24 protein-coding genes are annotated in these 25200 nt (G+C 70.2%); 11 read left to right on the forward strand and 13 right to left on the reverse strand.

The window, feature by feature from the left end; genetic code table 11:
- Positions 1-25 precede the first annotated feature (25 nt).
- The 10 genes from OG943_RS02635 to OG943_RS02680 form a co-directional block, all read right to left on the reverse strand.
- Positions 26-1594 carry an alpha/beta hydrolase gene (locus tag OG943_RS02635; protein WP_328608045.1) on the reverse strand — a complete coding sequence of 523 codons (1569 nt, stop codon included), beginning with the start codon at positions 1592-1594 and terminating at the stop codon, positions 26-28.
- 134 nt (positions 1595-1728) lie between these two features.
- Entirely contained in the window at positions 1729-2808 is a 1080-nt protein-coding gene (locus OG943_RS02640) for an ATP-dependent DNA ligase (RefSeq protein ID WP_328608046.1), read from the reverse strand.
- A 26-nt stretch (positions 2809-2834) separates the two neighbouring features.
- Complete coding sequence (locus OG943_RS02645; RefSeq protein ID WP_328608047.1) at positions 2835-3434, reverse strand: alkaline shock response membrane anchor protein AmaP; 600 nt, start codon at positions 3432-3434, stop codon at positions 2835-2837.
- A 37-nt stretch (positions 3435-3471) separates the two neighbouring features.
- Positions 3472-4008, reverse strand: a complete 537-nt coding sequence (locus OG943_RS02650) for a DUF6286 domain-containing protein (protein ID WP_328608048.1) — start codon at positions 4006-4008, stop codon at positions 3472-3474.
- The gene (locus OG943_RS02655) at positions 4008-4397 is read right to left on the reverse strand and encodes an Asp23/Gls24 family envelope stress response protein (protein WP_328608049.1); all 390 of its coding nucleotides are present in this window, start codon (positions 4395-4397) and stop codon (positions 4008-4010) included. The genes OG943_RS02650 and OG943_RS02655 overlap by 1 nt, the downstream gene beginning before the upstream one ends.
- Positions 4394-4573 carry a hypothetical protein gene (locus tag OG943_RS02660; RefSeq protein ID WP_328608050.1) on the reverse strand — a complete coding sequence of 60 codons (180 nt, stop codon included), beginning with the start codon at positions 4571-4573 and terminating at the stop codon, positions 4394-4396. Before OG943_RS02660 ends, OG943_RS02655 begins: the two co-directional genes overlap by 4 nt.
- A 67-nt stretch (positions 4574-4640) precedes the next feature.
- Positions 4641-5096, reverse strand: a complete 456-nt coding sequence (locus OG943_RS02665; protein WP_328608051.1) for an Asp23/Gls24 family envelope stress response protein — start codon at positions 5094-5096, stop codon at positions 4641-4643.
- Between the two features lie 116 nt (positions 5097-5212).
- Positions 5213-5659 carry a hypothetical protein gene (locus OG943_RS02670; RefSeq protein WP_328608052.1) on the reverse strand — a complete coding sequence of 149 codons (447 nt, stop codon included), beginning with the start codon at positions 5657-5659 and terminating at the stop codon, positions 5213-5215.
- Positions 5656-6240: an RNA polymerase sigma factor gene (locus tag OG943_RS02675; RefSeq protein WP_328608053.1), complete on the reverse strand. Its 585-nt coding sequence runs from the start codon at positions 6238-6240 to the stop codon at positions 5656-5658. The genes OG943_RS02670 and OG943_RS02675 overlap by 4 nt, the downstream gene beginning before the upstream one ends.
- Complete coding sequence (locus tag OG943_RS02680) at positions 6240-6998, reverse strand: pyrimidine reductase family protein (RefSeq protein ID WP_442874682.1); 759 nt, start codon at positions 6996-6998, stop codon at positions 6240-6242. Before OG943_RS02680 ends, OG943_RS02675 begins: the two co-directional genes overlap by 1 nt.
- A gap of 103 nt (positions 6999-7101) precedes the next feature.
- On the opposite strand from OG943_RS02680, the gene zapE reads away from it, so the two are divergent.
- On the forward strand, positions 7102-8124 hold the full coding sequence (zapE, locus tag OG943_RS02685) for a cell division protein ZapE (protein WP_328608055.1): 1023 nt from the start codon (positions 7102-7104) through the stop codon (positions 8122-8124).
- On the opposite strand, the gene OG943_RS02690 is transcribed toward zapE, so the two are convergent.
- Positions 8087-8665, reverse strand: a complete 579-nt coding sequence (locus OG943_RS02690) for a phosphatase PAP2 family protein (protein WP_328608056.1) — start codon at positions 8663-8665, stop codon at positions 8087-8089. The two genes, zapE and OG943_RS02690, sit on opposite strands and share 38 nt — an antisense overlap.
- A gap of 136 nt (positions 8666-8801) precedes the next feature.
- On the opposite strand from OG943_RS02690, the gene OG943_RS02695 reads away from it, so the two are divergent.
- From OG943_RS02695 to OG943_RS02710, 4 genes are all read left to right on the forward strand, one after another.
- Positions 8802-9680 carry an FAD-dependent oxidoreductase gene (locus OG943_RS02695; protein WP_328608057.1) on the forward strand — a complete coding sequence of 293 codons (879 nt, stop codon included), beginning with the start codon at positions 8802-8804 and terminating at the stop codon, positions 9678-9680.
- Positions 9681-10037: 357 nt separating this feature from the next.
- A complete protein-coding gene (locus OG943_RS02700) occupies positions 10038-11327 on the forward strand; it encodes a DUF3696 domain-containing protein (RefSeq protein WP_328608058.1) in 1290 nt (429 codons plus the stop codon).
- Positions 11317-12273 (forward strand): hypothetical protein, encoded by a 957-nt coding sequence (locus OG943_RS02705; protein ID WP_328608059.1) that lies wholly within the window; start codon positions 11317-11319, stop codon positions 12271-12273. Before OG943_RS02700 ends, OG943_RS02705 begins: the two co-directional genes overlap by 11 nt.
- Positions 12274-12287: 14 nt before the next feature.
- On the forward strand, positions 12288-13943 hold the full coding sequence (locus tag OG943_RS02710; protein ID WP_328608060.1) for a DUF262 domain-containing protein: 1656 nt from the start codon (positions 12288-12290) through the stop codon (positions 13941-13943).
- A gap of 86 nt (positions 13944-14029) precedes the next feature.
- Here OG943_RS02710 and OG943_RS02715 read toward each other — a convergent pair whose 3' ends face one another.
- Together OG943_RS02715 and rocD are read right to left on the reverse strand one after the other, a co-directional pair.
- The gene (locus tag OG943_RS02715; RefSeq protein ID WP_328608061.1) at positions 14030-15385 is read right to left on the reverse strand and encodes a DUF2252 domain-containing protein; all 1356 of its coding nucleotides are present in this window, start codon (positions 15383-15385) and stop codon (positions 14030-14032) included.
- Positions 15386-15425: 40 nt separating this feature from the next.
- Complete coding sequence (gene rocD / locus OG943_RS02720; protein ID WP_328608062.1) at positions 15426-16667, reverse strand: ornithine--oxo-acid transaminase; 1242 nt, start codon at positions 16665-16667, stop codon at positions 15426-15428.
- Positions 16668-16875: 208 nt separating this feature from the next.
- Here rocD and OG943_RS02725 point away from each other — a divergent pair, with 208 nt between their 5' ends.
- The 6 genes from OG943_RS02725 to OG943_RS02750 all read left to right on the forward strand — a co-directional run bounded on the left by OG943_RS02725 (position 16876) and on the right by OG943_RS02750 (position 25173).
- A complete protein-coding gene (locus OG943_RS02725; RefSeq protein WP_328608063.1) occupies positions 16876-17727 on the forward strand; it encodes a PPK2 family polyphosphate kinase in 852 nt (283 codons plus the stop codon).
- Positions 17728-17748: 21 nt separating this feature from the next.
- Positions 17749-19869: a prolyl oligopeptidase family serine peptidase gene (locus tag OG943_RS02730; RefSeq protein ID WP_442874683.1), complete on the forward strand. Its 2121-nt coding sequence runs from the start codon at positions 17749-17751 to the stop codon at positions 19867-19869.
- Between the two features lie 70 nt (positions 19870-19939).
- Positions 19940-20893 (forward strand): LLM class F420-dependent oxidoreductase, encoded by a 954-nt coding sequence (locus tag OG943_RS02735; RefSeq protein ID WP_328608065.1) that lies wholly within the window; start codon positions 19940-19942, stop codon positions 20891-20893.
- Between the two features lie 109 nt (positions 20894-21002).
- Entirely contained in the window at positions 21003-22193 is a 1191-nt protein-coding gene (locus tag OG943_RS02740) for a cytochrome P450 (RefSeq protein ID WP_328608066.1), read from the forward strand.
- Positions 22194-22384: 191 nt separating this feature from the next.
- On the forward strand, positions 22385-23863 hold the full coding sequence (locus tag OG943_RS02745) for a pyridoxal phosphate-dependent decarboxylase family protein (protein WP_328608067.1): 1479 nt from the start codon (positions 22385-22387) through the stop codon (positions 23861-23863).
- Entirely contained in the window at positions 23860-25173 is a 1314-nt protein-coding gene (locus OG943_RS02750; RefSeq protein WP_328608068.1) for a lysine N(6)-hydroxylase/L-ornithine N(5)-oxygenase family protein, read from the forward strand. The genes OG943_RS02745 and OG943_RS02750 overlap by 4 nt, the downstream gene beginning before the upstream one ends.
- Positions 25174-25200: the final 27 nt, after the last annotated feature.

Below are 25200 nucleotides of genomic sequence, written 5' to 3' on the forward strand. Positions count from 1 at the left end.
CGTCGTTCGCCGCACCGAGGTGGTGCTAAGCCGGGCAGAGCGTCCCGTCAGTGGGGACCTTGCCGTCGATCAAGAACGCTTGTGCGGCGGCGGTGACGCAGGGGCTCAGGCCCACGGCGCCGTGGCCGGTGCCTTGCCAGGAGATGGTTACGGCGCTGGGCATCTGGTCCGCGGCGCGGGTGGTGCCCTGGCCGGGGGTGACCGGGTCGGTGGTGGTGGCGGCGACCAGGATCGGCGGGGCGCCCGGGGCGCCGGCGGCCGGGAGGGGCTCGCGGCGGACGGGCCAGGCGCCGCACCAGGCGAGTTCCTGGGCGACCAGAGCGCCGAACTGGGGGTACTTCGCGCGCATTCCTTGTGCTGCCTTGTCGATCTGGTCGGCGGGCAGGCGGGTGGCGGAGTCGTTGCAGCGGGTGGCGATGGTGCCGCCGATGCGGGACGGGCTGCCCTGCTCGTCGACCAGCATGGGGTCGGCGAAGGACTCCAGGGCGGTGACGTCGCCGGTGCGGGCCGCGGCGATCGCGTCCGCCAAGGCGGGCCAGCGGGAGCGGTCCGCCAGGCCCAGGTAGACGCCGTACATCGCGATGCCGGGGCTCAGGACCACGCCGTCGGGCGTGCTCGCCGGTGCGGTGCGGAGACGATCGGTCACGGCTGTCAGCGCGGCCTTCGGGTCGCCCATCGAACAGCCGCGTGCGGCACAGTCCGCGCCGAACGCGTCCAGGGTTCCCTGCGCGCCTGCGGCGACGGCGTCCAGCACGGCCGCGCGGTCCTCACCCGGGTCGGGCAAACCGTCGAGCACCATGCGGCCGACCTGGCCGGGGAAGCGCACCGCGTACTCCGACAGCACCTTCGACCCGTCGCCGCGGCCGAGTGCGCTCAGCTTGTCCAGGCCCAGCTGGCGGCGCAGCTGGTCGAGGTCGCCCGCAGCGCGCCAGCTGTCCAGCGCCGTCTCCGCCGTGTCCAGGTCGATCGCGCACTGCTGGCCGGCCCGGCGCGCGGCGTCCAGCACGTCGCCGAGGCCGCCCTGCGCGGGGTCCGCGCCCAGCAGCGCGTCCCGCGCCTCCGGCGGCACGCACTGCACGCCGCCGGACAGGCCGGTGCCGCGGCGGTCCATGCCGATCAGCGTGAACTTCTGCAGGAACGCGGGGGGCAGCTGCGCCGCGAGCCGCGCGGCGTACACCGAGCCGGGGTCGCCGCCGACGTCGTTGACCACCACCAGCGGGATCGGGCCGGTGCCCGCCTTCAGCACCAGGATCCGCGCCAGCAGGTGCTGGGTGTCGTCGGGCGCGTCGAGTGGTGAGTTCATCCGCGCGCAGCTGAAGTGCAGTGACGCCGGCACGCCCGGCTGGCCGATCCGCTCGCGCGTGTCGTCGTCGCAGTCGGTCCAGCGCAGGGTCGGCGACTGCGGCTCCGACAACGGCGGCAGCGGCACCGGGGCCGAGGTCGGCGCCGCGGGCTTGGTGGCCTTGCCGTCGTTCTCCACCACGGCCGGGCGCACCGACGGGCCGGTGGTGCAGCCCGCGAGGGTCAGCGCCCCCAGCGCCACGACCGCCAGCCGGGCACGCAGACGGGGACGGCGGGCGGAACGGCGGCGCACAGGCTTGGTCCTCACGTCTACTCGGGCGAACTCCCGTCGAGCTTGGCACGCCGGGTGTGGGGCGGAAGTTAGCGGGTCCGGGCTCGTGAGTGGCGATGACGGTTAGAACCGGCACAAACACTCACGAGCCGGTTTCAGCGGGTCCGCACGACCTCGCCGCGGAACACCGCGGACAGGTCGTAGCGCGCGGGTTCCTCCAGCTGGGCGTAGCCGCACGACGACGGCTCGCGGTCCGGGCGCCAGCGGGCGAACTGCGCGGTGTGCCGGAACCGCGAAGGGTCCCCGCCCTCGGTGTGCTCGTAGGAGACCTCGACGACCCGCTCCAGCCGCAGCGGCACCCACGGCTGCTCCTTCGCCCGCCAGCGCGTGATCCCGCCGGGGACCCGCTGGCCCTCGCGCACGGCGTCGCCGAGCCAGGGGTGCCCCTCGCCGTCGGTGACCAGCGGGGCCAGCTCGGTCGCCAGCTCGCGCCGCCGCGCGGCCGGGAACGACCCGACCACGCCGACGTGGTGCAGCAGCCCGTCGCCGTCGTACAGCCCGAGCAGGAACGACCCGACGGCCTCGCCCGGCTCGCCGTCGACGTGCCAGCGCAGCCCGGCCAGCACGCAGTCGGCGGTGCGCGAGTGCTTGTACTTGAACAGGACCCGCTTGCCCGGGGTGTACGGCTCGTCGAGCGGCTTCCCGATCACGCCGTCGAGCCCGGCGCCCTCGAACAGCTCGAACCAGTGCCGCGCGGTGCCTGGGTCCGTGGTCGCCGGGGTGAGGTGGAAGCCGTCGCCGGCCAGCTGCTCCAGGCGCGCGCGGCGGGCGGAGGTCGGTTCGTCCACGAAGGACTCGTCACCCAGCGCCAGCACGTCGAACGCGACGAACTCGGCGGGTGATTCCTTGGCGAGCAGCTGTACGCGGCTGTCGGCCGGGTGGATGCGCTCGGTGAGGGCGTCGAAGTCGAGCTTGCCGTCGCGGGCGACCACCAGCTCGCCGTCGAGCACGACCTGCTCATGCAGCGTTTCCAGCAGCCGCTCGACGACCTCGGGGAAGTACCGGTTGAGCGGCTTCTCCGCGCGCGACTGCAGGGTCAGCTCGTCGCCGTCGCGGAAGACGAGGCAGCGGAAGCCGTCCCACTTGGGCTCGAACAGCAGCCCACCCGAGTCCGGGATCGCCTTCGCCGGCTTCGCGAGCATGGGCTTGATCGGTGCCTGCACGGGGAGGGCCATGCGGGCATTCTGCGCACAGAACGGCGTCAGCGCACGCGTGCCGGGCCCGCCGTGTCGAGTTCGAGCCGGACGGCGGTGGGCAGCACGTCGAGCCCGAGCGACTCCCGGGCCCGCGTGAGCACGTACGTGTCGAGATCGGACCAGACGCGGCGGACGTCGGTGCCCTCGCTCAGCCACAGCGTCACGCGCAGGGCCGGCTCGGCCTTGGTGCCGACGGCGCGGGCCCGCGCCCGGGTGACGCCGGTGATGTCCTCGGCGTCGGCCTGCACCGCGTTGGCGATCGCGGCGGAGGTGACGGTCAGCTCCGCGCCGGGCGTCTCGTCGAGCAGCAGGTCGGGCCGCGGCTCCGGGCGCAGCGAGCGGAAGAACCACCACAGGCCCAGCACCAGCAGCAGGACGCCGAGCACCAGCGCGCCGATCCGCGCGTACCGGGCGTGGTCGCCGAGCCAGTCGACGGCCATCGGGTCGAGCAGCGGACGGTGCCCGCGGAAACGGCCGAGCCAGCCCAGCCCGACCGCGAGCGCGGCGGCGCCCGCGAGCGCCGCGACCAGTCCGGCCACGAGCGTCAGCGCGCGCTCCGCTCCGTATGAGCGGCCCAGGGCACGGCGGGCGGGGGAACTGCTCATGCGCTCACCTCGCGCGTGGTCTGAACCGGGGGCTTGTTCATCGGCGGTCCTTCGGCGAGTCGACGACCACGGTCACCTTCGGCCGGCGCACCAGCGGGACGTCGTCCAGCACACCGCTGACGGTCTCGAGCAGACGCGGCCGGAGCTGGGCCTCGTCCTCCAGACGGCTGGAGGCGCGCACGCGGACGCGGCGGGCGCTGGCCGTCACGCTCGCGCCGCTGACGTTGTCCTGCGCGCGCACGGCGAGGCCGACCATCCGGGCCAGCGAGCGCGGCGACGTGCTCACGGAGATCCCGTCGGCCGGGTCGGTCAGCCGCACGGCCCGGCTGCCCGCGCCGAGGGAGAAGAACACGAACAGCAGACCGGCGACGAGCACAACCGCCGCGGTGAGGCGCACGGGCGCCGCGGTCCAGTCGAGCCCGGCCAGGTCCTCCCGCCAGCGCGGCCACGGCACGAGCAGCGGCGCGCTCTGCGGCTTCCACCAGTGCCAGCCGACTTCCAGCGCGAGCAGCGCCCCGCAGGCGGCGAGCACCAGGGCGAGCACAGTGGACAGCAGCCGGACGAGAACCCGCATCACTGCACCCGTGGACGGGCGTCGGGCAGCAGCGCCGAGACCGTCACCGCGACCGAGCGCACGTGGTACGCGGTGATCCGCTCGACCTCCTCGGTCACCTTGGAGCGCACGTCACCGGTCACCGACCGCACCGGGCCGGGGTAGCGCAGCGCCAGGTCCAGCGCGAGGTCGACGTCGTTGTCCTGGCCGCCCACCTTCACGCCCGCGCCCGAGCGGCCGGTGGTGAGCCCGGCGACGCGGCGCTCGGCCTGCACCGTGCCGGGCACCTGGTCCGCAGCGTGCTGCGCGACCTTGCGCACCACGGCGTGGGCGATGCTGAGCGTGCCGCGCTCCTCGGGCTCGGCGAGTTCGCCGCGGGGCAGGTCGACCTCGGCGAGGTGCCCGGTCACTTGTCCCGGCCCTTGCCGCCGAACACGTCGCCGAGGTCCAGCTCGCCGTCGAGGACGCGCCCGACGACCAGTCCGATGATGCCGACCGCGAGGGTGACCAGGAAGGCGGTGAAGCCCTGGGTCGCGGCGAGGCCGAGAATGAGCCCGGCGAGCAGGCCGGTCTGCGTTCCGTTCAACGTTTCCTCCTGGGGTGCGAAGACTTCTGGGTGCCCACTCTGTCCATTTGAGACAGTGGACTTCCGGTTACTCGACGCGGGAGGATTCCGGCTCGTCGTCGTCCTCGCCGGGCAGGTGGATGTCGTTGACCGCGATGTTCACCTCGATCACCTCGAGCGCGGTGATCTCCTCGACGGCCGTGATCACGTTGCGCCGCACCGCGCGGGCCACGTCGACGATGCGCGCGCCGTACTCCACGACCAGGTCGAGGTCGATCGCCGTCTGCTTCTCGCCGACCTCCACGGAGACGCCCGAGGTGGAGGTGGTGCCGGAGCCCGGGATCCGCTCGCGCAGCGCGCCGAACGCGCGGGAGACGCCGCTGCCCAGCGCGTGCACGCCGGCGACCTCGCGCGCGGCGAGCCCGGAGACCTTCTGCACCACCAGCGACGAGATCGTGGTGCGGCCCGCCGTGCCCGTCTCGTTCAGCGGGGTCGGCGTGACCGTGCCCGGGATGTCGGGCCGGTTCGGGCTCGGCTGCACCATGAAGTTCTCTCCCTCTAGTCCTGCCGCGGGCCGGAGTCCCGGCCATGAAAGTTTTCCCACTCCTACGATGTCCCAACCGGCCGGATCCTCACGGCGGGTCACCCGAACGGGGGAACTCAGTCCGGGTGGACGTCGACCACGTGCACGTTCACCGTGGGCGGCGGGGAGCCCAGCTGACGCTGCAGCTCCTCGGTGACGCGGCGCCGCAGCAGCTCGGCGGCTTCGTCGGCGGCCACGCCGAAGCGGACGGTCGCGAGCACCTGCAGCTCACCGTCGTCGAGGGCGACGGCCGAAACGTGCACGCCATCCGTGGCCTCGGCCACCTCGGCGGCGGCGGCCCGCGCGAGCTGGACCACCACGGTCTCCGAGACCGACAGCGAGCCGCCCTCGGACGGCAGCGGGAGCGGCGGCGCGCCCCGGCGGCCGCGTACCCCGCCCACCGAGCGCAGCACCCGTTCGACGAGCCCGGGCGGCGTCGGCACCCGGGTTCTCGCGGCGGCACGCACCAGCTCCCAGCGCGGGTCCCGCTCGGGATCCGCCGGGCCGGCGCCCTGGTCCGTCATCGTCGCTCCCTCAACTGGCCGAGCAGCGCCACCCTGGCGCGGTGGAGCCGCGAGCGCAAGGCGGGGATGCTGACCTCGAGCACTTCGGCCACCTCCTCGTAGCTCAGTCCTTCCAGCTCGCGCAGCACCAGCGGGACGCGCTGGGACACGTCGAGCCGCGCGATCGCGCGCAGCACGGCGTCCACCTGCTCCGCGCGCACCACCTGCCGCTCGGGCGTCGCCTGGGCGACGAGCGCACCGTCCAAAGTGGAGCGCCCGCGGCCCTCGGGGCCGGGGTGCACCTCGTCGAGCGACACGGTGGGGCGGCGACGGCGCAGCAGCGCGAGCGCGCCGTTGGTGACCACCCGGTAAAGCCAGGTCGACACCGAGGACTCGTGCCGGAACGTCGGCAGCGCCCGCCAGGCCGAGAGCCACGCCTCCTGGACGACGTCCTCGGCCTCGGCCGAACCGCCGGTGATGCGCAGCGCCACCCGGTACATCATCGGCGTGTGCCGCCGCACCAGCGTGTCGAACGCCGTGTGGTCACCCGCCGCGGCGCGGTCGACGAGCGTGGCGTCGCCGTCCTCCTCCCCCCGCGGCATCAGCCGCTGCCCCGCCGGTAGCGCAGCAACGTGAAGCCGTCCTCGACGAGGATCGACGCGAGGTCCAGCCGTCGCGGCGGCGAGACGGCCTGGCCCGCCGCGATCCGGCCGGCGCCGCCACCGGCCAGCAGCGGCGAGACGGTGAGGCACAGCTGGTCCACCAGGTCCGCGGCGGCGAGCGCGGCGAACAGCGCGGGCCCGCCTTCGCAGTCGACGCGCCGCAGCCCGCGTTCGGCCAGCATCGCGAGCGCGCGCGGCAGGTCGACGTCGTCCTCGCCGGCCGCGATGACACTGGCGCCGGCCTCGGCGAGCGCCGCGGTGTCGGCCTTCGTGGTGGTGATCACGAGCGGGGGTACGGAGGTGTCGGTGAACAGCCGGCTCGCGGGGTCGAGCGCGGCCGAGCGCGTGACGACGGCGATCGGCGGCGTCACGGCCAGCCCGAGGCGCGCGCGGCGGGCGGCCCGCGCGGGGTTCGACCGGGCGCCGCGGTAGTCCTCGGCGCGCGCGGTGCCGGCGCCGACCAGGATCACGTCGGCGAGGTCGCGCGCGAGCAGGAACACACGCCGGTCGGCCGGGTGCGAGAGGCCGCGCGAAAGCTCGTCCACGGCCGCGGCCCCGTCGGCGGACGCGACGAAGTTGACCTGGACGAACGGCCCCGCGAGCGGCTCGGGATACCCGTAGACCCGCTCCAGGCCGTCGTCGGACACCGGCGGGTTTCCCCCGCTCCCGCCCGGTGATGGTGGCCACACGCTCTGCACGGTGCCTATCCCAGCACGGGCCCCTACCCCGCCCCGACCGGGGGATACGCCCGCTGGAACACCTCGCACGCACGGGTGAACGCGGTGGCTAGGCTCTGCGACCATGCCCGCAGCCGCCCTGACCGACCGGTTTCCCGAGCTCGGGGCCGACGAGCTGATCGACTCACTGGCGCCGCCGCCGCGGTTCGCCCGTGCGCGGTTCAGCACCTACGTGCCCAATCCCGACGAGCCGAGCCAGGCCGCCGCGGTGGCGGCCTGCTCGGCGTTCGCGCGGGGGATCGGCGAGCGGCCCGCGCGGAAGTCGAAGCTGCGGTCCCTGTTCGGCGGCGGGAATGCCGAGCCCACCGGCAAGATGGGGCTCTACCTCGACGGCGGCTTCGGCGTCGGCAAGACCCACCTGCTCGCGTCCGCGTGGCACGAAGCGCCTTCGCCCAAGGCGTACGGCACCTTCGTGGAGCTGACCCATCTGGTGGGCGCGCTGGGCTTCGCCGAGGCCGTGCGGCGCCTTTCGGAGCACCGGCTGCTGGCGATCGACGAGTTCGAGCTGGACGACCCCGGGGACACCACACTGGTCAGCCGGCTGCTGCAGGAGCTGATGAACGCGGGCGTGCACATCGCCGCGACGTCGAACACCCTGCCGGACAAGCTGGGCGAGGGCCGGTTCGCCGCCGCGGACTTCCTGCGCGAGATCCAGGCGCTGTCCCAACGGTTCGGCGTGGTGCGCGTGGACGGGCCCGACTACCGGCACCGCGGCCTGCCCGACGCGCCGCCGCCGGTCGGCGACGAGGAGCTGGAAGCTTCCGCCGCCGCGCACGAAGGGTCCACATTGGACGATTTCGACGCGCTGGTGGACCACCTGGCCAAGCTGCACCCTTCGCGTTACGGGAAGCTGCTCGACGGCGTCCGGCGGGTGCACCTGCGGCAGGTGAAGCCGGCGCCGGACCAGAACGTGGGCCTGCGCCTGGTCGCCTTCGCCGACCGGCTCTACGACCGCGCGATCCCGGTCGTGGTCTCGGGCGTGCCGCTGCCGGAGCTGTTCACCGAGGAGATGGTGAACGGCGGCTACCGCAAGAAGTACCTGCGCGCGGTCAGCCGCCTGACGGCACTGGCGCGCGACGCGGTGTGACGGCCCGCAGGCCGGTCACCACGGCGGTGCCGAAGAACGTGCCGCCGGCGATGTCCGTGAGGTAGTGGTAGCCGAGGCCGATCATGCCGACGGCGGCGCAGCCCAGCAGCACCACGCCGAGCGCGGCGGCCGGGGCTTTCCACCGGGCGAGCAGGACCAGCACCACGAGCACGGTGACCAGGCTGACCGTGTGGCCGCTCGGGTAGACGAGGGTGCCGTCCTTCCAGCGGTCGAACAGCGGCTTGAGCACCCAGGTGTTGAGCGCGACCGCGACCGCCGGGCCGGCCACGGCCAGCAGCGCGTCGGCGCGCCGGCGCCGGTACAGGCAGGTCCCGGCGATGACCGCGATGGCGGGCAGCAGCACGTACGGCTCGGTCGGCAGCACCAGCGTGTTCAGCAGGCCGTGGCCGAGGCTGCTGACTCCGGACGCGGCGGCGGCGTCGAGTGAGCTGGGGGAGCGGCCGCCCGCGAAGACGAGGCCGAGTACGAGGGTGGCCAGCGCGCAGGCGACGGCCACCACGGTGAGGATCCGGCGGGTCACGGTTCCCTTTCGGTGCGCGGACGAGGGGCTGCTGCGGCGGACACGGGTTCCCCCGTTCGTTGCAGCAGCGTACGCGGATGGCGGGTGGCCGACCCGGCCCCGTTTCGGCCACCATGCTGGCAACGATGGGAGACGCATGCGGGTCACTGTGGTCGGGGGCGGTGTCGTCGGGCTCAGTTGCGCGCACCGGCTGGCTGAAGCGGGCCACCGCGTCACGGTGTGCACGGCGGGCAAACCGGGGGAGTCCACGTCGGCGGTCGCCGGCGGGCTGATCTACCCGCCGATGCTGACCGCGGACGAGCGCGTGACGCGGTGGACGGACGTGAGTGTCGGCGTGTACCGGCGGTCGCTGGCCGCGCCGGGCATCCGGTTCCTGCCCGGTTCGATCACCCACGGGGCGGACCAGCCCAGCCCGCCCTGGCTGTCGGCCATGACCGACGTGACCCGCGACGGCGAGCGCATCGGCTTCACCACGGCGCTGGTGGACATGCCGGTGTACCTCGCGTGGCTCGCGGAGCAGGTGGCCGCGCTGGGCGTGCGCACGGAGTACGGCACGGTGGCGTCGCTGGCGGAGGTGGACGCGGACGTCGTCGTCAACGCCGCCGGGCTCGCCGGGGGAGCGCTGGCCGGCGACGACACGCTGGTGCCGGTGCGCGGCCAGCTCGTGCACCTCGCCGACCCGGGCCTGACCTCGTGGGCCGTCACGGAGGAGGGCGGCGAGGTGACGTACGTGATCCCGCACGGCCGCCACGTGATCTGCGGCGGCACCGAGGAAATCGGCCGCGGTGACCTCGACCCGGACCCGGCCGTCGCGGCGGCCATCGTGCGCCGGTGCCGGGCGTTGGTGCCGCGACTCGGTGACGCCGCCGTGCTCGGCACCCGCGTCGGCCTCCGGCCGGGCCGCCCGTCGGTGCGGCTGGAGCGGATCGGGAACGTCGTGCACGACTACGGCCACGGCGGCGCGGGCATCACCCTGGCCTGGGGCTGCGCGGACGACGTGGTGGAACTGATCTGAGTCGCCCTGTCTAGCGACAGCGGCTGATTGCTTGCCCGTTGCGTGCCCTGACGGCCGCCCTCCATGGTGTTGAGCGCGGCGAACAGAGCTTTCGCTGCGCTGAGCGTCGATACGGCGGTCGAGGCATCGGTGGGTGAGTGTGGACAGTTCACTCTCGGCGATCTTGCCGATGGTCCTGATCACTCGCTGGCCGTCTCGGCGGCTGGCTCAGCGAAGGTGCACGAGGTCGATCAGAAAGACGTTGATGGCGGAGACATTCGACCGATCTCAGCTTAAGACGAAGGCGCGTGGCCCTTTCCACGTCCAACCTCGGGGCGGCCCTCCCGGCCTGCGCCACGACAGACTATGGTTGCCAGGGTGTCCTTGATCACCTTATCCGTGAGTAGCTATCGATGCTTTGCAAGCGAGCAAACCATCGATCTTCGGCCGATCACATGCTTGTTCGGACGCAACAACTCCGGCAAGAGCGCGTTGGCTCGCGCACCGCTTGTGGTGTCCACCGGCGTCCGCACAGACTCACCGACTCCGCTGGACCTCGACTCCGTCGGGGACGACATCGTAGGCACTTTTCTTGAGCTTATCCATGGAAACCGGCCACACGGCAGCCTCGAAATCGGCATGACTTTCGATGACTCCCTGCCTGCCCCTTTGCGAGTGTCGATCAAGATTCAAAACATCGACGAATACCATACTCAAGTTGTCAGCGAACTGGAGCTGGAGTCTGGAGACGATCGGTTCTCGATGATCTGGCAAGGCGGAGACCTAAATTCAGGGCCTGCCGAATATTCAGTCTCGGGAACCGGCTTTGAATTGCACGGTGTTCAGATCACTTTTCGTGGTCTATTGCCAGAAGTAATCGATCCGAAGAATTTTCTGGATGCAGCACACGAAGAACTGACAAAGGCATTCGACGCAATCAGAAAAAGCTTTGATTCAATTCGCTACCTTGGACCATTTCGTGACCGACCCTCTCGCTTCTATCGAATGCCCAGCAGAATGCCAAGAAACGTTGGCCAGAGCGGAGAGAACACCGCCGGAATTCTCGCGACTGATCTCGTGCGGAATCAAGGAGGCTTGATCAGTTTTATTAACGAACACTTCGGCAGCAGTTTACCCGGGTGGTCCATCAACACCGTTGAGGCCGGCGGTCTATACAACATCGTCCTCCAGTCGAAGAGTGACGCTGGACTGCGGGTAAACTTGACCGACACTGGAACGGGTATTGCGCAGGCACTACCGATATTTGTGCAGCGCGCTCTGGATCTCTACCGCCCCGAAGGGCATCCCGTGTTGGAGATAGTAGAACAGCCGGAACTTCATCTGCACCCTGCTGCACACGGAGCCATAGCCGACCTATACCTTGCCGCGGCGAAAGACACCAAAACCAGATTTGTCATCGAGACACACAGTGAGACCTTCCTTCTCCGCTTACGGCGTCGAATCGCTGAGGGCGAAGTTGATCCCAAAGATGTGGCTATCTACTTCGTAGATAGCACAGGGGGCAGGAGTCATGCTCGCAGGATCAATGTCGATCGGTCCGGAAACCTGGATTACTGGCCGGAAGGGGTCTTCTCTGAGGATTACTACGAAGCTCGACAACTAACTCGCGCACAGCTGGCACATCTGGGCGAGAACGATGCTAATTGACATCGAAGTCGCCGCATTTGTTGGCGGACCAAGAAACCTCAAAGACCTCCTTGTGCTGATGGGAATGTTCGCCGACGGGCGCCATCAATGGATGCCGAGCGACCACGCTACCCTCGCGGCTGCGCACAGTTATTTCAGGGAACATGCTCCCACTATTGCCGACTCCACTATCGTGCTAGCAGAAAAGGCACTGGTTGCGACCGTTTGGCAGCCGGGGCAAGCTTCGATGCCGCTACAAATCAACGATGCAGATGTCCGCGACGCGACGGAAGACCTCAGCAAGGCTGCGGTCCTTGTGGTCGAAGACCTAACAAATGACGGTCACTTCATTCGCGCACTGGCGAAAATCTTCGAAAAGGAAGCCATCTTGTCTGCGCTAGAAAGGAAATGGCTGGTTATCAGGCATTCTGGCGGAGAACGACTCGAGATCGTAGCCAGGGCTGATCGGGAAAATTTCTCCAACATAGTGCGAGTCTTCGCCTTGCTCGACAGTGACAAGTTGACTCCCGAGCAGCAGACAAAAAGTCATAAAAAAGCTCAGCGACTGGCGGAACTGGGCATCAAGGTACATGTACTAGAGATGCGCGAAGCTGAGAACTATGTGCCGAATCAAATACTGGCACTCTGTGGGGCAAGTCGTACTAAATCCTCCCGAAAGATCACTCACCTCAAGAAACTCACAAAAGAGCAGAGGGCATATTTTGACATGAAGCACGGGTTTGGCCCAGAGGATCAGCCTGCACGAATTCATGAAAAACAAATAGACCTCTATCTGGGATTATCGGAACAAACAAAGAATGCGCTATGTGGCGGATTTGGAAATTCGATCCTGAAGACATTTAATGAGCATTCGAGGACGATTTCTTCGAAGGTCTATGACGGTATGACAATTAACTCTGTAAAAGAAGTCAAAGAACTTCTGTCGGCAATACAAAGTATACTCTGAGAGGGAATTTGCGCGTGACATCATCAGAGCTCGGAACAGTGGTAAAACCAGAGGTCATACTCCTGGAAAACGTACTGGGAGAGATCGCCACCGGGCGACTCAGGGTGCCAAAATTTCAGCGCCCATTTGTATGGCGTCCTGAGCAGATGACTGAGTTATTTGACAGTATCGATAGGTCATACCCCATCGGAAGTCTGCTCATCTGGGAGACCAACATCCAATTGGCGAGTCTTGACAAGATCGCCGATTTCGAAGTTCCTCCACCCCCTTTGGACGGCCGCGTTGCGTATCTCCTCGACGGACATCAACGTCTTTCTACTCTCTTCGGGTGCTTGCGAAAAACTGTTCCAAATACCAACAGTGACGAGCAACACGACTGGCTGTGGGAAGTCTATCGAGTTCTCGGAGAAAGAAACGATCGGAATCAGTTTCAACACTGGAAGAAACCATCGTTGCCTCCTGAGAATTATCTTCCAATGCGATCAGTGCTGCGGACAATGGATTTTCTCACTTTCGCACGCAGGCTACAGGAAGCAGAGAAATTCAGCGATCGAATCGATTTACTCGTTGACGAGGCCGAAGAGCTGGCCCAACGGTTCAAGTCTTACCAGATGGCCACGGTTCGCCTAGTGGGAGGTGACCTGAAGCAAGCTGTTACGGTTTTTTCCCGTCTCAACAGCAGCGGCCAGTCGATGACGCCCGACCAGATGGTGTCCGCGCTGACTTACCAGAATGACGACACGGAGACTCTCGCAGATCGCATCAAGGGTATCCAGGAGGATGTGGACTCTGACGGCTTTGGCACCGTGGCATCGATCACCATATTCCGGTCGATACTCGCAGTTGCTGGCGAAGAGGACGTTCAAGAAGCCCGCTGGGAAGTACTTGCCGAGCGAATCGGCGAAGGCTTGGCCGAGTCTGTCGAGGAGACGGCGACGGCACTGCGACGTGCCGTAGAATTTCTTAAAAAGGACGTTGGGGTACCGCTTGCGCGACTCGTCCCCTACAACGCTCAGATAATGTTGCTCGTGGCATTTTTTAATGCTGCCGACAATCCCCCTCAGAAGAAGCTTGATATTTTGTCAAAGTGGTTTTGGACTACTTCTTGGTCGGGTTACTTTGCGGGCGCCAACACCACTCAGATCAAATTTGCACTACAAGAGATGAAGAATTTTGCTGAAGGTCGGGGAAATCTTGATCTCAGCGGGCAGGTGGCACGTCCATTTCCTGACAGGTTCGACATGCGAAGTGCTAGGATTCGATCCTTTATTATCTGGGAATTGCAGCGTTACTCCCAGCGGCTGGACCATGCTGGTGAAGCAATCGATGCCGTCTCCTTGCTGGCAAAGCTGGATACCGGCGCATACCGACATGTTATGACACACGGGAAAGACGCGTCCAGTCCGGCAAACCGTGTCGTTATGCCCACTCTTCCAGGTGTTTCTATCAAGCGAACGCTGTTAGGCCTCGCCGACGAGATGGGAAATGAAGTATTAGCCAGTCATGGAATACCAGCAAAAGCTGTTGAAAAACTTCAATTAAACGATACCGGAGGCTTCATCAAAGAACGAGCTGCATTCCTTGCTGAAGAAGAACGCAAGTTCATTTCGGAACTTGGGGTACCGCTTTCGAAGAAGATTGCTGCGGAGGCTGACATCGACACGGACTGAGCCTGACTGGAATTGCTTACGCGAGCGCTACAGCGCTAAAGTGTGGCGCTCGCGCGAGCAGGTTCGGCTAGTTCCGGGACCCCGCCTCAGCCGGTGAACTCCGCGTGGTCGGCCTCGGTCTGGTCGGCGTACCGCACCGCGTACGCGCCGATCGCCTCGTCCAGATGCTCGTCGTCGGCGAAGTAGCCTGCGAGCAGTTGCGGGTGCAGGGAACGGGTGTGCGCGCGGGCCAGCAGGGCGCCGGCGAGGCGGCCGTAGTCGTCGAGGTGGTTCTCCCGTAGCGCGGCCGGGTCGATGGCGCCCTTGAGGTTGCGGAACTGCCGCACGATGAACGGCACTCCGTCGATGGTCGTCCAGCCCAGCAGGATGTCCGACTCCGCCTGCACGAGCCGGGCGCCGTCGACGATGCGGCGGCCCTCGTGCTCCGGCGCCGGTACCCCGAGGTGGGCCGCCAGCGCCGAGGGCCGCGCCTGTTTCACCTGCAGCACCAGGTCTTCCTCGTCGTTTCCGTGCAGCAGCACGACGTAGCTGCGCAGCCCGACGCTGCCGGTGCCGACCACCCGGAACGCGACGTCGGCGATCCGGTACCGCGCGGCCAGCGTCCGCCGCGATTCGCGCAGGGTGTCCACATAGGACACCAGTCCGCCGGCCACGGCGGCCGCGGTGGCGTCGTCCACATGGGTCAGCACCGGCGGGTCCTCGACGAACCGGTGCCGGGCCAGGCCGGTCTCGTGGTCGTCGACCTGCTGGGTCCACTTCGCGACGACCTTCGCGCTGGTGTTGCGCCGGGCTTTCTTCTCCGCATCCGCGAAGTCGTCGATCAGCTCGTCCGCCCGCGCCTTCGACAGCACGGACGCGTCCGGCAGCGCGTTCCACGACTGCAGGTACGGCAGCTCCGCCAGCGCCCGGATGGTGCGGCGGTAGGACTTCACCGCGTCCTCGGCCGCCTCGCGACAGCCCGCATCGCCGATGCCGCCCTCGCGACCGGCGAGCACGAGGCTGGCCGCCAGCCGCTTGAGGTCCCACTCCCACGGGCCGGGCACGGTCTCGTCGAAGTCGTTGATGTCCATCACGATCCGGCCCTCGGGCGTGCCGTACAGCCCGAAGTTGGCCGCGTGCGCGTCGCCGCAGAGCTGGGCGGCCAGCCCGGACGACGGCGTGCCCGCGAGGTCCGCCGCCATCAGCCCGGCCGCGCCGCGGAAGAAGGTGAACGGCGAGGCCGCCATCCGCTCCCGCCGCAGCTCGACCAGCTCCGGCAGCCGTCCGGCGTTGCTCGCCGCGAAGTACTCCTGCGCGCCCGGCCGGTCCGGGGCCGCGGCCGCGTGGTCGTGCGCCGTCACCGGCGCGCTGTCACGCAGCCGCTTGCCCCGCGCGTACAGCTCCGCCGGTTCGACGCTCGTGGTGCCGACCAGCGGCCGTTCCACCCAGTCCCCTCGGTTCATACCGGGCTTAACGAGCGAACCGGGCGAAACGCTCCCGAGATCAGTTCACGCCACGGATGACCTGGGCGATGGCGTCGATGCCGCGGTCCAGGTCCTCGCGGGAGATCACCAGCGGCGGCGCCACGCGCAGGGTGTTCTCGTGGGTCTCCTTGCACAGCACGCCGAGCCCGGCCAGCGCCTCGGACGCCGCGCGCCCGGACGGCCCGCCCGGCGCGATGTCGATGCCCGCCCACAGGCCGCGGCCGCGGACCTCGGACAGGCCGTGGCCGACCAGCCCGGCCAGGCGCTCGTGCAGGTGGGCGCCCAGTTCGGCCGAGCGCTGCTGGAACTCGCCGGTGTTCAGCAGCCGCACGACGGCGCGGCCGACCGCGCACGCCACCGGGTTGCCGCCGAACGTCGAACCGTGCTCGCCGGGCTGCAGGACCCCGAGCACGGCCCGGCTGCCGACCACGGCCGACACCGGCAGGATGCCGCCGCCGAGCGCCTTGCCGAGGGTGTAGACGTCGGCGCGCACGCCCTCGTGGTCCAGCGCCAGCACGGTGCCGGTGCGGGCGAGGCCGGACTGGATCTCGTCGGCGATCAGCAGCACGCCGTGCTCGTCGCAGGCGCCGCGGACGTCGGCGAAGTAGCCGGGCGGCGGCACGACCACACCCGCCTCACCCTGCACGGGCTCGATCAGCACGGCCGCGGTGCGCGGGGTGATCGCGGCGCGCAGGGCCTCGGCGTCGCCGTAGGGCACCGTCACGAAGCCCGGCGTGAACGGGCCGAAGCCGGCGCGCGCGGTCTCGTCGGTGGAGAACGACACGATCGTGGTGGTGCGGCCATGGAAGTTGGCTCCGGCGACGATGATCTCGGCCGTGCCGTCCGGGACGCCCTTCACCTGGTGCGCCCACTTGCGCGCGACCTTCACCGCGGACTCCACGGCCTCGGCGCCGGAGTTCATCGGCAGCACCATCTCGGTGCCGGTCAGCTCGGCCAGCTCACGGCAGAACAGGCCCAGCTGGTCGTGGTGGAACGCGCGCGAGGTCAGCGTGACGCGGCCCAGCTGCTCGATCGCGGCGGCGATCAGCGCGGGGTGGCGGTGGCCGAAGTTCAGCGCCGAGTAGCCGGACAGGAAGTCCAGGTAGGACTTGCCGTCCACGTCGGTCACGGTGGCGCCTTCGGCCTCGGCGATCACGACCGGCAGCGGGTGGTAGTTGTGCGTGCTCCAGCGCTCGTCGAGTGCGATGAACCCGTCGGCGGAGGCAGGGGTGGCGGTCTCCCGACCGGCGAACGTCGTCATGGGTTCAGGCTAGGCGCTGACTGCGGGGAGATCAGCCGGGAAACGTTGCTTTCACCCGTCGTTCGTTGCGCAGTCCGGCGGGATCCCCGGCGAATCGATGCGTACGGGGGACGGTGCCACTCCGATTCACCCGGGAACCACCCGGCCGGGTGGTTCCCGGGCACCGTGCGCGAGGGCGAAGGCCGCGACCTGAGGTTATCGTCGCCGGATGGCGAAGAAGGAGAACGGGAACCGGGTCCGGGACGCGCTCCGAGCGGGGGCGGAGCTGCCGGACCCGGCCTCCTCGCCGGTCGGGCCGGCCAAGAAGGCGAAGGGCGAGGAGAAGCTCGCCACCGCCGGGGAGCGGCTCTCGGCCCTGCAGGAGGCGCTGTACGCGGAGGGCACGGCCGGCGGCGGCCGCAGTGTGCTGCTGGTGCTGCAGGGCATGGACACCTCCGGCAAGGGCGGCACCGTCGGCCACGTGCTGGGCCTGGTGAACCCGATGGGCGTCAAGTACACCGCGTTCAAGAAGCCCACTGCCGCCGAACGCCGTCACGACTTCCTCTGGCGTGTCCGCAAGCAGCTGCCCACGCCCGGCCGGATCGGCGTGTTCGACCGCTCGCACTACGAGGACATCCTGGTGCCGCGGGTGTCCGGCCTGCTCACCGCGGCCGAGCGGCGGCAGCGCTACAAGGAGATCAACGCCTTCGAGCGCGAGCTGGCCGACGGCGGCACCACCGTGGTCAAGGTCTTCCTGCACATCTCGCCCGAGGAGCAGCTCAAGCGGCTGCGGGCCCGGCTGCAGCGGCCGGAGAAGCGGTGGAAGTTCGACCCCTCGGACCTCGAAGCGCGCAGCCACTGGACCGCCTACCAGGAGGCGTACGCCGACCTGCTGGCGAAGACCTCGCCGGACACCGCGCCCTGGTACGTCGTGCCCGCCGACCGGAAGTGGTACCGCAACTGGGCGGTCGCCGAGCTGCTGATCGAGGTGCTCACCGAGCTGGCGCCGCAGTTCCCGGAACCGGCCTACGACGTCGAGGAGGCGCTGGCCGCGCTGAAGGGTGTTGGCGTGGTGGGCTGATCGTCTGAAAGAGTGCCGGACGTGACCGACTCTGTTCTCGACGCCGCTCTCGACGACCTCTCGTTCCTCCGCCGCCAGGCCCGCACGCAGCGCTTCACCCTCGGCGCACCCAAGCTGTTCACCGTCTCCCCGGACGGCTCGCGCGTGCTGTTCCTGCGCAGCGAGTCCGGCACCGACCCGCGGCACAGCCTGTGGGCGCTCGACCTCACCTCCGGCGAGGAGGCGAAGCTGGTCGACGCCGCCGAGCTGCTGCCCGGCGACGAGGACCTGCCGCCGGAGGAGCGGGCGCGCCGCGAGCGCTCGCGACTGACCGGCAGCGGCGTGCTGGCGTACGGCGTCGACGACGCGTTCACGGTCGTGACCTTCACCCTGTCCGGCAAGCTCTACACGCTCGACCTGGCCACTGGCGAGATCAAGGTGCTGGTCGACGGCTCGGTGATCGACCCGCGGCCGAACCCGGCGGGCACGCACGTCGCCTACGTCCGCGACGGCCGGCTCCGGGTGATCGAGCTGGCCACCGGTGTAGACCGGGTGCTCGTCGAGGAAGACGGCGAAGATGTCACCTGGGGCCTCGCTGAGTTCATCGCCGGTGAGGAGATGGACCGTCACCGCGGCTACTGGTGGTCCCCGGACGGGCGTTCCCTGATCGCCGAGCGCTCGGACCGCGGCCCGGTGCCGCGCTGGACCATCGGCGACCCGGCGAACCCGCAGAACCCGCCGAACGTCGTCGCGTACCCGTCGGCCGGCTCGCCGAATGCCGAGGTGTCGCTCGCGCTCCTCGGCCTGGACGGCAGCCGCGTCGACCTCGCGCGCGGCGACTGGGAGTACCTGGTCACGGTGCACTGGTCGGCGGGCGGGCCGCCGCTGCTCGCGGTGCAGCCGCGGGACCAGCGCTCGCTTTCGGTGCTGGCGGTCGACGTCGCGGACGGCTCGGCCAGCGTGCTGCACACCGAGACCGACGAGCACTGGGTCGAGATCCTCCTGGGCGTGCCGGCGTGGACCGCGGACGGCCGCCTGGTCACGGAGAGCGCCGCCGACGGCGACCACCGGCTGGTGGTGGACGGCACGCCCGTCACGCCGCCGGGCCTGCAGCTGCGGTCGGTGCTGCACGTCGGCACCGAGGTCCTCTTCACCGCCTCCGACGACCCGACGCAGGTGCACGTGTACCGCACCGAGGGCGGCACCGTCCGCCGTCTGTCCACTGAGGACGGTGTGCACGGCGGTGCGGGCAGCGCGGGGCTGACCGTGGTCTCGTCGTGGGGCCTCGGGCACAGCGGCCCTATGGTGCGCGTGCTGCGCGACGGCGAGCCGGTGGGATCGATTGTTTCGTCCACTGTGGACCCGGAGATCGTGCCGAACCTGACCTGGCTGACGCTGGGCGAGCGCGGCCTGCGCGCCGCGCTGGTGCTGCCGCGCGGTTACGAGCCGGCCGAGGGCAAGCTGCCGGTGCTGCTCGACCCGTACGGCGGCCCGCACGCCCAGCGCGTGCTGCAGAGCCGCAACGCGTTCCTCACGCCGCAATGGCTGGCGGACCAGGGTTTCGCGGTGCTGGTGGTCGACGGCCGCGGCTCGCCGGGCCGGGGCGCGGCCTGGGAGAAGGCGATCGCCGGGAAGCTCGCCGAGGTCACGCTGGCCGACCAGGTGGACGGGCTGCACGCCGCCGCGGCCGCGCACCCGGAGCTGGACACCGAGCGCGTCGCGATCCGCGGCTGGTCCTACGGCGGGTACCTGTCGGCGCTGGCGGTGCTGCGCCGTCCGGACGTGTTCCACGCCGCCGTCGCGGGCGCGCCGGTGACCGACTGGTCGTTGTACGACACGCACTACACCGAGCGTTACCTGGGCACGCCGCAGGACGCGCCCGAGGTGTACGAGAGCAACTCCCTGATCGCCGGGGCCGGCGAACTGTCGCGCGCGCTGATGCTCATACACGGCCTCGCCGACGACAACGTGTTCCCCGCGCACTCGCTGCGGCTCTCGTCGGCGCTGCTGGCCAAGGGGCGCGCGCACGTGTTCCTGCCGCTCGCCGGGGCCACGCACATGACGCCGCAGGCCGAGGAGGTCGCGGAGAACATGATGCGCACGCAGGTCGAATGGCTGTTGCGTGAGCTTTCCGCCGTCGCAGCCGACAAGGAGGGGGCGTGAACACACCATCGCGCCAGCCTGTTCATGCCCCCGACCGGGTGCGGGTGTCCCGCAAAGATAAGGAGAATTCATGAGCCGCTGGGGCCTTACGATCCCGCTCACGGGTGTGCCGCTGACCGAGCACCGCGAGCTCATCGAGCAGCTGCCCGACCTCGGCTACACGGACGCCTGGACGGCGGAGACCGCCGGCACGGACGCGTTCACGCCGCTGGTGCTGGCGTCGCAGTGGGCGCCGCGGCTGCGGCTGGGCACGGCGATCGTGCCGGTGTACACCCGCGGGCCGGGGCTGCTGGCGATGAGCGCGTCGACGCTGGCGGAGCTGGCGCCGGGCCGGTTCGTGCTCGGCATCGGGGCGTCCTCGCCGGTGATCGTGGAGAGCTGGAACGCCGCGGAGTTCACCGAGCCGTTCGCGCGGTCGCGGGACACGCTGCGGTTCCTGCGCTCGGCGCTTGCCGGGGAGAAGGTGAGCGAGAAATACGAAACGTTCTCCGTGGGCAAGTTCCGGCTGGAGCGCGCCGCGGACCCGGCGCCGTCGATCATGCTGGCGGCGCTGCGGCCGGGGATGCTGAAGCTGGCGGCCCGGGAGGCGGACGGGGCGATCACGAACTGGCTGGCCGCGTCCGATGTGGCGCAGGTGCGCGGGGTGGTGGGGCCGGACGTCGAGCTGGCGGCCCGGATTTTCGTCTGCCCGACCGAAGACGCCGAGGCAGCACGGGGGCTGGGGCGGATGCTGATTTCTTCGTACCTGACCGTGCCCGTGTACGCGGCGTTCCACGAGTGGCTGGGACGCGGAGAGGCGCTGGCGCCGATGCACGCGGCCTGGGCCGCGGGGGACCGGCGGAAGGCCAACGAGGTGATCCCGGACTCCGTGGTGGACGAGCTGGTGATCCACGGGAGCGTGGCGTCGTGCCGGGAGCAGGTTCAGGCCTATGTGGACGGTGGGCTGACCACGCCGATCATCGCGTTGCTGCCGACCGGCGGTGACCCGTTCGAGCAGGTGCGGGGGCTGGCGCCGAAGGCCTGATCCGCCGGCGGGCGGGCAGCTTCCGGCGCCCTTGGTGGACGACCGCGGGTTTTCTTGCTACTACTCGGAAGATCGGCGGTCCCCACCCCGAACCCAGGAGGTTCGCACGATGACGATCGAGGCTCGCCCGTACCCGTTCCCGGAGGTCCCGCAGCTGGATCTGGCGCCGGAGTACGGCCAGTTCCGGCGGGCCGCCGGCCTCGCCCGGCTGGAGATGCCCTACGGCGGCACGGCGTGGCTGGCGACCAAGCTGGCCGACGTCAAGCTCGTGCTGGCCGATCCCCGGTTCAGCCGCGCGGCCGCGGTGGGCGCGGACGCGCCGCGCACGTTGCCGATGATCGAAACCACGCCCAGCATCCTGAACCTGGACCCGCCCGAGCACACCCGGGTGCGCCGGGTGGTGGCGAGGACGTTCACCGTGCGCCGGATCGAGCTGCTGCGCCCCCGGATCCAGCAGGTGGTGGACGGTCTGCTGGACCGGATCATCGAGAAGGGCCCGCCGGCCGACCTGGTCACCGATTTCGCGCTGCCGCTGGCGATCACCGGAATCAGTGAACTGCTCGGCGTGCCGGAGGACCGGCGGTCCCAGTTCCATCTCTGGTCGGACAAGGCCACCGCCATCGCCGACGTGCCGGTCGAGGAGATCATGGCGGCCCGGCAGTCGCTGGAGAACCTCTTCGGCGAGCTGGCCGAGAAGCGCCGGGTGGAGCCGACCGACGACCTGATCGGCACGCTCGTGTCGGCCCGGGACGCCGAAGAACGGCTTTCCGACGACGAACTGGTGCAGCTGGGCACCGTCCTGCTCAGCGCGGGGCACGAGACCACGGCCAACCAGCTCTCCGGCTACGTGTTCACCCTGCTGACCCAGCCCGAGCTGTGGCAGCGGCTGCGCGACGAGCCGGCGCTGGTGCCCACCGCGGTCGAGGAGCTGGCGCGGATCACGCCGCTGGGTGTGGTCACCTTCGGCCGGATCGCCAGGGAAGACGTGGAGGTCGGCGGCACGCTGGTCCGCGCGGGCGAGTCCGTGGTCTGCCAGATCGCGGCCGCCAACCGCGACGAGACCGCGTTCGAACGGAGCGGCGAGGTGGACTTCGACCGCGAGGCCAATCCGCACATCTCGTTCGGGCACGGCCTGCACCACTGCCTCGGCGCGCCGCTCGCTCGGGTCGAGCTCCAGTCCGGGCTCGCCGCGGTGGTGCGCCGGCTGCCGGAACTGCGCCTGGCGGTGCCGGCCGACGAGGTGCCGTTCAAGGCCGGCCGCCTGCTCCGCGGCCCCCGGTCACTGCCCGTCACCTGGTAGCCCGCCGCCACAGCCGGTCACCTGGCCGCCCGCCGCGCCGCCCGCGTCGGGCCTGGCCAGGATCTCCCGAATGGGCGACGCAATCCGCGGCTGGTCCCTCCATGCTGGGAGAGGATGCCTACCCGGTCACCTTCTGTCGGAGGGTGGCCGTAGTGTTGCGCAGGGTAGGCAACCCTAAGAAAGGCGGCTCCATGGGTGTTGATGCGGCAGCTGGTCTCAGCGGCGGGCGCGGCGGCGCGGAACGGCTCGGCGAGCTGATCCCGGTGGCGTTGCGCGGCATGGCGAACGGGATCGCCGAGCGGGGCGGGCCCGTGCCGGCCGGCGGGCCCGCCGCGGTGGCGGCGGCGCTGGCCGCGGCCGGGGGCGGGACGGGAGTGCTGCCGCGCACCGGCGTGGGGGCGGAGCGGGCGCTCGAAGAGCTCAGCGCGCTGCTCGCCGCCGGGGCGGCCGACCCCGCGGACCCCGCGTGCGCCGCGCACCTGCATTGCCCGCCGCTGGCCGTTTCGGTGGCCGCGGACGTGGTGGCCAGCGCGCTCAACCCGTCGATGGACTCGTGGGACCAGGCGCCCGTCGCGAGTGAGCTGGAACGGGAGTTCACCACTGGGATCGCCCGGCTCTGCTACCCGTCCGCCGCGGGGGCCGACGCGGTGGTGACGTCCGGGGGCACCGAGTCGAACCTGCTCGGGCTGCTGCTGGCCCGCGAGGCAAGCGGCATCTCCGTCCGGCCGGTGTGCGGGGCGAACTCCCACCACAGCGTCGCGCGCGCCGCTTGGCTGCTGGGGCTGCCCGCGCCCGTCGTCGTGGCCTGTGCGGGCGACCGGATGGTCCCGTCCGCGCTGGCCGAGGCCCTCGCCCAGCTCGGCGCGGCCGCGGTGGTCGTCGCGACCGCGGGCACCACCAACACCGGGCGGATCGACCCGCTGCCGGAGATCGCGGAGATCTGCCGCCGCGCCGGGGCCCGGCTGCACGTCGATGCCGCGTACGGCGGCATGGCCCTGTGCAGTGACACCCTCAGCCCGCGGCTGGCCGGGCTGGAGCTGGCCGATTCCGTCGCGCTCGACATGCACAAGTTCGGCTGGCAGCCGGTCGCCGCCGGGCTGCTGGCCGCGCGCGACGGCGCCGACCTGGCCGCGCTCACCGTCCGCGCCGAGTACCTCAACGCCGACGACGACACCGAGGCCGGCCTGCCCGACCTGCTCGGCCGTTCGATCCGGACTTCGCGCCGCCCGGACGCGTTCCGCATGGCCGTCACCGTCCGCGCGCTCGGCACCGAAGGCATCGGCGCGCTCGTGGAACGCTGCTGTGCCACCGCCGACGGCGTGCATGCGCTCGTCGCCGCGCACCCCGGCCTGCGCTCGTGGGGCGCGCCGGAACTGTCCACTGTGGTCTTCCGCCCGCGCGTCGCCGACGAGCTGGCCGGGGTGGACGCAGACGAGCTGGTGGCCCGCGTCCGCCGTTGCCTGCTGGAGGCGGGCACCGCCGTGATCGGCCGCGGCCTGCTGCCGACCGGGCCGGACGGCACGCCGCAGCTGTGGCTCAAGCTCACCCTGCTGCACCCGCACACCGGCCCCGAGGACTACCGCGCGCTGCTGGACCTCGTGGCGGCCACCGCGACCAGCACCGCCGCCGAGCGCACCGCCGTCGCCCGGCAGAGCCCGGTCGCCTCGTGAGGCGCTTCGACCTCGCCGGGGTGGGGATCGGGCCGTTCAACCTGTCGCTCGCGGCATTGGCCGACCCGCTGGAACAGCTGGACGTCGTGCTGTTCGACGCGCGCCCGGAGTTCCGCTGGCACCCCGGGCTGCTCGTCGAGGGCGCGACGCTGCAGGTGCCGTTTCTCGCCGACCTGGTCTCGCTCGTCGACCCGACCAGCAGGCACTCGTTCCTCAACTACCTGCGCGAACGCGGCCGGCTGCTGCCGTTCTACTTCGCCGAGCGGTTCCACCTGCCGCGCGCGGAGTACGACGACTACGGCCGCTGGGCCGCGGCGCGCCTGCCTTCGTGCCGGTTCGGCCACGAGGTCACGGGCGTCCGCTGGGTGGCGGCCGAGGAAGCGTTCGAGCTGACGGTATCCGGCGCGGAGCCCGTGCTGGCGGCGTCGGTGGTGCTCGGGGTCGGCAGCACGCCGAACGTCCCGCTGCCGCTGCGTGAACTCGTCGCGGCGCCGGACGTGCTCGCGCTGCACTCCGCGGACTACCTGACCCACCGCGAGGCCCTGCTGGCCGCGGAGACCGTGACGGTGGTCGGCTCGGGGCAGTCCGGTGCCGAGGTGTTCCTCGACCTGCTGCGGTCACGATCCACTGTGGATTCTGCTGGGGACGGACTGCGCTGGCTCGCGCGCACGCCCGCGTTCGCGCCGATGGAGTACTCGAAGCTGGGGCTGGAGCAGTTCACCCCGGACTACACGGCGTACTTCCACGGCCTGCCCGAGCCGGTGCGCGACCGGCTGCTGCCCGCGCAATGGCAGCTGTACAAGGGAATCGACGCCGAAACCATCGCCGCGATCCACGACGAGCTGTACCGCCGCAGCATCGGCGGGCAGTGGCCCGGCGCCGCGCTCACCCCCGGCGTGGAGGTGGTGTCGGCGAACGCGGGCGCGCACGGCATCGAACTCGGCTTGCGTCACGTGCATCAGTCACGCGGCGCCAGGCACCGCACCGGCGCCGTCGTCTGCGCCACCGGGTACGCGGAAACGCCGACCGGGCCGCTGCTGGCCGGGCTGGGTGACGCCGTCCAGCGTGACGGCCGCGGCCGGCTCGTCGTCGGTGAGGACTACCGGCTCGCGCTTGGCGGCGACGTCGCCGGCTCGGTGTTCGTGCAGAACGCCGAGCGGCACACGCACGGGCCCGGCACGCCGGACCTCGGGCTCGGCGCGTGGCGCGCCGCCACGATCCTCAACGCGGTGTGCGGCAAGGCGGTTTACGAGCTGCCCGCGCGCACCGCGTTCACCACGTTCGGCCTCGAGACCACGGAGGACCTGTGACCCTGACCGCCGACCGCTCCGAAGACA

This window comes from Amycolatopsis sp. NBC_00345, assembly GCF_036116635.1.
Classification (GTDB): Bacteria; Actinomycetota; Actinomycetes; order Mycobacteriales; family Pseudonocardiaceae; genus Amycolatopsis.